The following is a 6,788-nucleotide window of genomic DNA, read 5'->3' on the forward strand; positions in this document are numbered from 1 at the left end:
GCGAAGCAGAGTCAAAAGTCTTATTTCCCAACTTGCCCAATTTCGCACGTGCCTGTGGTCGTGTGTCAGTCGGTAGGTATCCGGACAAGAGGCCGGACAGCCGCCAAGGGATGAAGAACCGAGGGTCGTCTCAAGTTCGAGCGGCCAGCATCTCTCTCCAGGGATGCCGTTGAAGGTCTCTCCGCCCCTTGCAACCGTGACTGGCAGCCGGAGGCGAACCGGCGCACCCCGCTCTCAACGGGGGACGCGACTTAAAGCAACGACGGATCGGGCTTTTTTGGTCTCTACCGGCAGTCCAACGCCGGCCCGGGCTACTGAAAAGGCTTGTCCTTCATTGCCAGCAGAGCGGGCGGGAAACTCTCCCAACCAATCGACGGCAGCAAAAATTCGGTTTCGAGTTTACGGCCTCGTCGCGCCTCCATCGTGCGACAACGCCAGTGCACTCACGACCGAGAACCCTTGCTACCGGCCCTGTCGCTAGGGCCGTTTGGGAGAGTGCAATGACCGAACGCATCCAGGAATTCCTGCGCAACCGCCGCAAGGATGGCCTCGACACCGAGCCGTGCCTCGTCGTCGACCTCGAAGTCGTGCGCGACAACTACCAGACCTTCGCGAAGGCGTTGCCGGACAGCCGCGTGTTCTACGCGGTGAAGGCAAACCCGGGGCCGGAAGTGCTGTCGCTGCTCGCCTCGCTCGGCTCCTGCTTCGATACCGCGACGGTGGCAGAGATCGAGATGGCGCTGGCCGCCGGTGCGACGCCGGACCGCATCTCCTTTGGCAACACCATCAAGAAGGAGCGCGACATCGCGCGCGCCTACGCGCTCGGCATCCGCCTCTTCGCGGTGGACTGCGCCGCCGAGGTCGAGAAGATCGCCCGTGCCGCCCCCGGCGCGCGGGTGTTCTGCCGCATCCTCTACGACTGCGCCGGCGCCGAGTGGCCGCTGTCGCGCAAGTTCGGCTGCGATCCGGAGATGGCGGTCGAGGTCCTCGACCTCGCCAAGCGGCTGGGCCTCGAGCCCTGCGGCATCTCCTTCCATGTCGGCTCGCAGCAGCGCAAGGTGAAGGCGTGGGACCGGGCGCTCGCCATGGCGTCGACCGTGTTCCGTGACTGCGCCGAGCGCGGGATCAACCTGACCATGGTCAACATGGGCGGCGGCTTCCCGACCAGGTACCTCAAGGACGTTCCTCCGGTCGTGCAGTACGGCCGGTCGATCTTCCGTGCGCTGCGCAAGCACTTCGGCAACCAGATCCCGGAAACCATCATCGAGCCGGGACGCGGCATGGTCGGCAATGCCGGTATCATCGAGACCGAAGTCGTGCTGATCTCCAAGAAGAGCGACGAGGACGAGGTGCGCTGGGTCTACCTCGACGTCGGCAAGTTCGGCGGCCTCGCCGAGACGATGGACGAGTCGATCCGCTACGCGATCCGCACCCCGCATGACGGGGCGGAGATGACGCCGTGCGTGCTCGCGGGCCCCACCTGCGATTCCGCCGACGTGCTGTACGAGAAGATGCCGTATCCGCTTCCGGTGACGCTCGAGATCGGCGACAAGCTGCTGATCGAAGGCACCGGGGCCTATACGTCCACCTACTCGTCGGTGGCCTTCAACGGCATCCCGCCGCTGAAGACCTACCACATCTGAGCCTCTTCTCACCTCTCCCGCTTGCGGGGGAGGTCGGCGCGAAGCGCCGGGTGGGGGCTCTCTCCGCGGGCTTCTGTGGTCGCGGAACCGCCCCCACCCCGGCCCTCCCCCGCAAGTGCGGGAGAGGGAGAAGAAGACCGGGAGCCGGTCCGCCGGCTCCCTCCCTGACATCGCCGATTTGATGACGCGGCCGCGGCTCGATCGCCGTTGGCCGCAGGGACTGACGTGCCATGACTGCCTTGCGCAAGACCAAGATCGCCCTCACCCCGAAGGCCGCTCCGTTCGCGATCCGCAGCGAGAAAGCCTCGGACGTCGTCGCCCGCGAAGCGCTGCTCGATGCCTGCTTTGGCGAGAACCGCCATATGCGCACCTGCCAGCGCCTGCGCGATGGACGCGCGCCAGCCGAAGGCCTCGCCTTCTCGGCGATGGCCGAGGGCCGCCTGGTCGGGACGCTGCGGTTGTGGCACGTCAGCGCCGGGGGCTCTCCGGCGCTCATGCTCGGCCCGCTCGCGGTGGAGGCATCCTCCCGCAAGCTCGGGGTCGGGACCGCGCTGATGGACCACGCGCTCGCGGCGGCGAAGGCGCGTGGCCATCGCGCGGTGATCCTGCTGGGCGATGCTCCCTACTACGCCCGCTTCGGCTTCGCGGCCCGAAAGACCGGCGAGCTGTCGCTGCCCGGCCCGTTCGAGCGGGAGCGGCTGCTGGCGCTCGAATTGGTCGAAGGCGCACTCAACGGCGCCTGGGGCATGATTACGGCTACGGGGGCGCCTGCGCCGAAGGCACGGGCCGCGCGCACACGGAAAGCGCTGCAGCCCGTGCTGGCAGTCTGAAACGCGGCGATGTCTCCGACCTTGCCTGCCCGGCACCGTGCACGCCCGCGCTTTCGCGGCGCCATCACCACGGCGTTGATGGTGCTGCTCGCCGTCATGGTCGTGCGGGATATCTTCGTGCGCCGCTGGAGCTCCGCGCCGCCACCCTCCTCCGACGTGACACGCCGCAATCCCTGATCGGCAGGGGTTGCGTCACCCCTTGAAAAGCCCTTAAACCCCGCGCCGAAACCCTGACAACAGAGGTTCTCATGCCCCGCCGCCTGATTTCCACCGGCTCCCCTTTCGAGAAAGCCGCCGGCTACAGCCGCGCCGTCATCGACGGCGATTTCGCCTTTGTCGCAGGCACGACCGGCTATGACTACGCCACCATGACCATTCCGCCCGATGTCACGAGCCAGTCACGCAACTGTTTCAAGACCATCGAGGCCGCGCTCAAGGAAGGCGGCTTCGAAATGGCCGATATCGTGCGCGCGACCTATTACATCACCGACCTTTCGGATGCCGACGCCTTCTTCGCCGTCTGCGGCGAGGTGTTCGGCGAAATCCGTCCGGCCACGACGCTCCTCGTCGTCGCGGGCCTCTACAAGCCCGAGATGAAGATCGAGATCGAAGTGACCGCCAAGCGGCGCAGCTGACAGCGGCCGCGCCTCTCAACCATCCCCTGGAGAGAACATTGATGAGCCCCGCCTCGCAAATCCACGCGAAGATTTCCGGCCCCATTGTCATGATCGGCTTCGGCTCGATCGGCAAAGGCACGCTGCCCCTGATCGAACGTCATTTCGACTATGACGAGAAACGCTTCGTCATCATCGATCCGCACGAGGACGGCGAGCTCGCCAGGAAGCACGGCGTGCGCTTCATCAAGCAGGGCGTGACCAGGGACAATTATCGCGAGCTGCTGATCCCGCTGCTCACCGAAGGGGGCGGCCAGGGATTTTGCGTCAACCTCTCGGTCGACACCTCCTCGGTCGACATCATGACCATGTGCCGGGAGATCGGCGCCCTCTACATCGACACCGTCGTCGAGCCTTGGGCGGGCTTCTATTTCGACAAGAACATCGGACCCGAGAAGCGCTCCAACTACGCACTGCGCGAGACCTTGCTCGCCGCCAAGCGCAAGAGCCCGGGCGGCACCACTGCCGTCTCCACCTGCGGTGCCAATCCCGGCATGGTGTCCTGGTTCGTCAAGCAGGCGCTGCTCGACATCGCCCGCGACACGGGCACCCCCTTCAACGAGCCGAAGAGCCGCGAGGGCTGGGGCCAGCTCGCGCACAAGCTCGGCGTCAAGGGCATCCACATCGCCGAGCGCGACACCCAGCGCTCGCGCAATCCGAAGCCGATGAACGTGTTCGTCAACACCTGGTCGGTGGAAGGGTTCGTGTCCGAGGGAATGCAGCCGGCCGAGCTCGGCTGGGGCACCCACGAGAAATGGATGCCGGACAATGGCCGCCGGCACACCGAGGGCTGCGGCGCCGCCATCTACCTGCTGCAGCCCGGCGCCAACACCCGCGTGCGCTCCTGGTGCCCGACGCCGGGGCCGCAATACGGCTTCCTCGTCACCCACAACGAGTCGATCTCGATTGCGGACTTCTTCACGGTGCGCGACGGCGACAAGGTGATCTATCGCCCGACCTGCCATTACGCCTATCACCCGGCCAACGACGCCGTATTGTCGCTGCACGAGATCTTCGGCGCGACCGGCAAGATGCAGCCGAGCTGGCACATTCTCGACGAGCACGAGATCGTCGACGGCATCGACGAGCTCGGCGTCCTCCTCTACGGCCACGGCAAGAACGCCTACTGGTACGGCTCGCAGCTCTCGGTCGAAGAGACTCGCATGATCTGCCCCTACCAGAACGCCACCGGCATGCAGGTGTCCTCTGCCGTGCTCGCCGGCATGGTCTGGGCGCTGGAAAATCCCGAAGCCGGCATCGTCGAAGCCGACGAGATGGACTTTCGCCGCTGCCTGGAAATCCAGATGCCGTATCTGGGCCCGGTTAAGGGATTCTACACCGACTGGACGCCGCTCAGCGATCGGCCGGGGCTTTTCCCGGAAGACATCGACACCAGCGACCCCTGGCAGTTCCGGAATATTCTGGTTCGGTGACCGTCATTCCGGGGCGATGCAAAGCATCGAACCCGGAATCTCGAGATTCCGGATTCGCGTCTTCGACGCGCCCCGGAATGACGCCTCCTGTCTTGAGGGATAGCCAAGCACGACGATCCACAGCCCCCCGAAAATTCCGGAGGTGACGCGCAGCATCGTCGCATTATCTTCACCTTGGGGTAGCTGCGATTCGCGGGGCGGGAATCATGAAAGAAGCATTGCTGCGCAATCCATTCGATGCGGTCGAAGCGTCGGGCAAGCCGGCGCGGACCGTCAACCGGGCAGCTACGCGCTCGACGCCGGTCTGCTCGCATTGCCAGTCGGATGACATCGTTGCCCAGGCGACGGTGCAGTGGAGCAACGAATCCCAGGAATGGGAATTGGCATCCACGTTCCGCATGCCCGCGCATTGCAATCACTGCAACGCCGGCTGTGACATCACCTGGCTGTCGCTGAACTGAGCGTAAGTAGCGCGGTCTACTTTTCCTTGATGGGCGGCGCCGTCTTCTCCGCCGGCGCAGGCGGCAGCGCGGGCTGCGCGCCGGCCTTCTGGGCATCGGGATCGGGACGCGCGGGCTCGGGCGCCGGCGTGGTGGGACGCGTACCGCCGGGCCTGGACTCGGCCGGCGCGTCCTTCTGCGGCTGCGTAGACGGCGCTTGTTCCGTCGCTTGCGCCAGCTGAACCGGCGGCCGGTTCGCCCTGATTTCGGCCAGCGCAAGCGCGGATATCGCCGCTCCCGCTGCGATCAGCGCAACGGCCATCAGCCACTCGATCTTGCCAACCGGTTTCCGTTCGTCGGCAGCCATGTCGATCACCGCAAATTGCCTCGGGATCAACCGACCGACGGGAACATGGTTCCCGCACCAAATGGCGGCACTCAGTGGAGCAAATCGATTCTGCCCCCGGACTCGCAGGGCGAATCCATTACAGTTCCAGCAGACCGCCGTCACCCTCTTCGTCGGCGAACGCAAGCCACGTACCCTTGGCGTTCCAGGCAAGGGCAGCAACGGCTACGCCCTTGTTGCGGCGGACCAGGATTTCCGCGCCATCTTCGAGACGGATCATCAACACGGTGCCGTCGCTGTAGCCGGCGGCCACGATGTCCTGCTTCGGATGGCAGGCAACCGCGGTAACGCGCGCCTGCAGCGGGGCCAGCATCGCCGGCTCCTTGCCCATCGGGCCGTCCTTGCCGGTGAAGGGCCAGACGATCACGGTGTCGGCGCCCGAGGTCGCAAGCCCCTTGCCGCCGACGCTCCACGACATCGAACGGACGCGGCCGGGATAGCCGCTCATGCGCATGTGCCTGATATCGGCGAGCCGCCAGCCATGCAGCGCCGGCTCGTGCATCGCCGTGATCAGGAATTTATTGTCGGGGCTGAAGATCACGCCGAGATGCGAGCCTGCCCATTCCAGAAATTCGGGCTTGGCCGCCATGTTGGGAAACCACAGCGTCACGCCGCCGTAATGAGCGATCGCGACCCGCAGGCCCTTGGGCGCAAAGGCGAGCCCGCCAACAGTCGAGGGCGCATCGAACGATTTCTCCTCCGATTTCCCGCTGCGCACGAAAGCCGTCTTGCCGGCAGACCAGGCGAAAGCACCGTCCGGATGCAGCGCGACACAGTCGATCCAGCGCCGCTTCGCGTCGGTGGCAAGAGCGGAAGTCTCGCCCTTGGCGTTCAGCGCGACCAGCTTGCCGTCATCGCCACCGGTGACGATACGCTTGCCGTCCGACGCCGCGCAAAGGATGGCGGCGAAATGCACCTCCACTTGCGAAATTTCGCCGGCGGGCGTGGCGATCGAGACCTTCTCTTCGGTGCCGACGAAGAACGCGTTGTCGCCGAGAAAATGCACCGACGACACAGCCATGCCCACGGGCAGCGGCCGCACCTTGTCGGTCACCGAAACGATGGAGGCGGATTCGCCCGGATCGAACTCTTTCATCACGTGACGATGCAGCCCTCGAAACCGTCGCGGATCGTCTGCTCCGGCAATTCGCGGCCGATGAAGATGACCCGGCTCTCGCGCCGCTCGCCGTCCTTCCATTTGCGCTGGTGGTCGCCTTCGAGCATCATGTGCACGCCCTGGAAGACGTAGCGGTCGTCATCGTCGCTGAAGGCGAGGATGCCCTTGGAGCGCAGGATCTTCTGGCCTTCGCTGGCGACGAGCTGCTGCAGCCACGGCATGAATTTCGTCGGATCGAGCGGCTT

Annotated in this window: 9 protein-coding genes; 6 read left to right on the plus strand and 3 right to left on the minus strand. The window is 65.4% G+C overall.

Translation table 11 applies throughout. The features are described 5' to 3' along the window. Positions 1–500 precede the first annotated feature (500 nt). From ACT4OC_RS30130 to ACT4OC_RS30155, 6 genes are all read left to right on the plus strand, one after another. Entirely contained in the window at positions 501–1,643 is a 1,143-nt protein-coding gene (locus tag ACT4OC_RS30130; RefSeq protein ID WP_444842710.1) for a type III PLP-dependent enzyme, read from the plus strand. Between the two features lie 230 nt (positions 1,644–1,873). After that, positions 1,874–2,473 (plus strand): GNAT family N-acetyltransferase, encoded by a 600-nt coding sequence (locus tag ACT4OC_RS30135; RefSeq protein WP_444842711.1) that lies wholly within the window; start codon positions 1,874–1,876, stop codon positions 2,471–2,473. Positions 2,474–2,482: 9 nt separating this feature from the next. Next, entirely contained in the window at positions 2,483–2,650 is a 168-nt protein-coding gene (locus tag ACT4OC_RS30140) for a hypothetical protein (protein WP_444842712.1), read from the plus strand. Positions 2,651–2,721: 71 nt separating this feature from the next. Next, positions 2,722–3,108, plus strand: a complete 387-nt coding sequence (locus tag ACT4OC_RS30145; protein WP_444842713.1) for a RidA family protein — start codon at positions 2,722–2,724, stop codon at positions 3,106–3,108. 41 nt (positions 3,109–3,149) lie between these two features. After that, positions 3,150–4,580: a homospermidine synthase gene (locus tag ACT4OC_RS30150; protein WP_444842714.1), complete on the plus strand. Its 1,431-nt coding sequence runs from the start codon at positions 3,150–3,152 to the stop codon at positions 4,578–4,580. Between the two features lie 206 nt (positions 4,581–4,786). Next, on the plus strand, positions 4,787–5,041 hold the full coding sequence (locus tag ACT4OC_RS30155) for a hypothetical protein (RefSeq protein WP_444842715.1): 255 nt from the start codon (positions 4,787–4,789) through the stop codon (positions 5,039–5,041). A 16-nt stretch (positions 5,042–5,057) separates the two neighbouring features. Here the strand turns inward: ACT4OC_RS30155 and ACT4OC_RS30160 are convergent, their stop codons facing one another. The 3 genes from ACT4OC_RS30160 to ACT4OC_RS30170 form a co-directional block, all read right to left on the minus strand. Beyond that, a complete protein-coding gene (locus ACT4OC_RS30160; RefSeq protein WP_444842716.1) occupies positions 5,058–5,387 on the minus strand; it encodes a hypothetical protein in 330 nt (109 codons plus the stop codon). A gap of 118 nt (positions 5,388–5,505) precedes the next feature. After that, a complete protein-coding gene (locus ACT4OC_RS30165; protein ID WP_444842717.1) occupies positions 5,506–6,522 on the minus strand; it encodes a WD40 repeat domain-containing protein in 1,017 nt (338 codons plus the stop codon). Beyond that, the coding region (locus ACT4OC_RS30170) for a GTP-binding protein (RefSeq protein WP_444842718.1) at positions 6,522–6,788 on the minus strand (267 nt) is incomplete at its 5' end. The genes ACT4OC_RS30170 and ACT4OC_RS30165, both read right to left, overlap by 1 nt.

The organism is Bradyrhizobium sp., from assembly GCF_052389815.1.
In the GTDB taxonomy this organism is placed as follows: Bacteria; Pseudomonadota; Alphaproteobacteria; order Rhizobiales; family Xanthobacteraceae; genus Bradyrhizobium.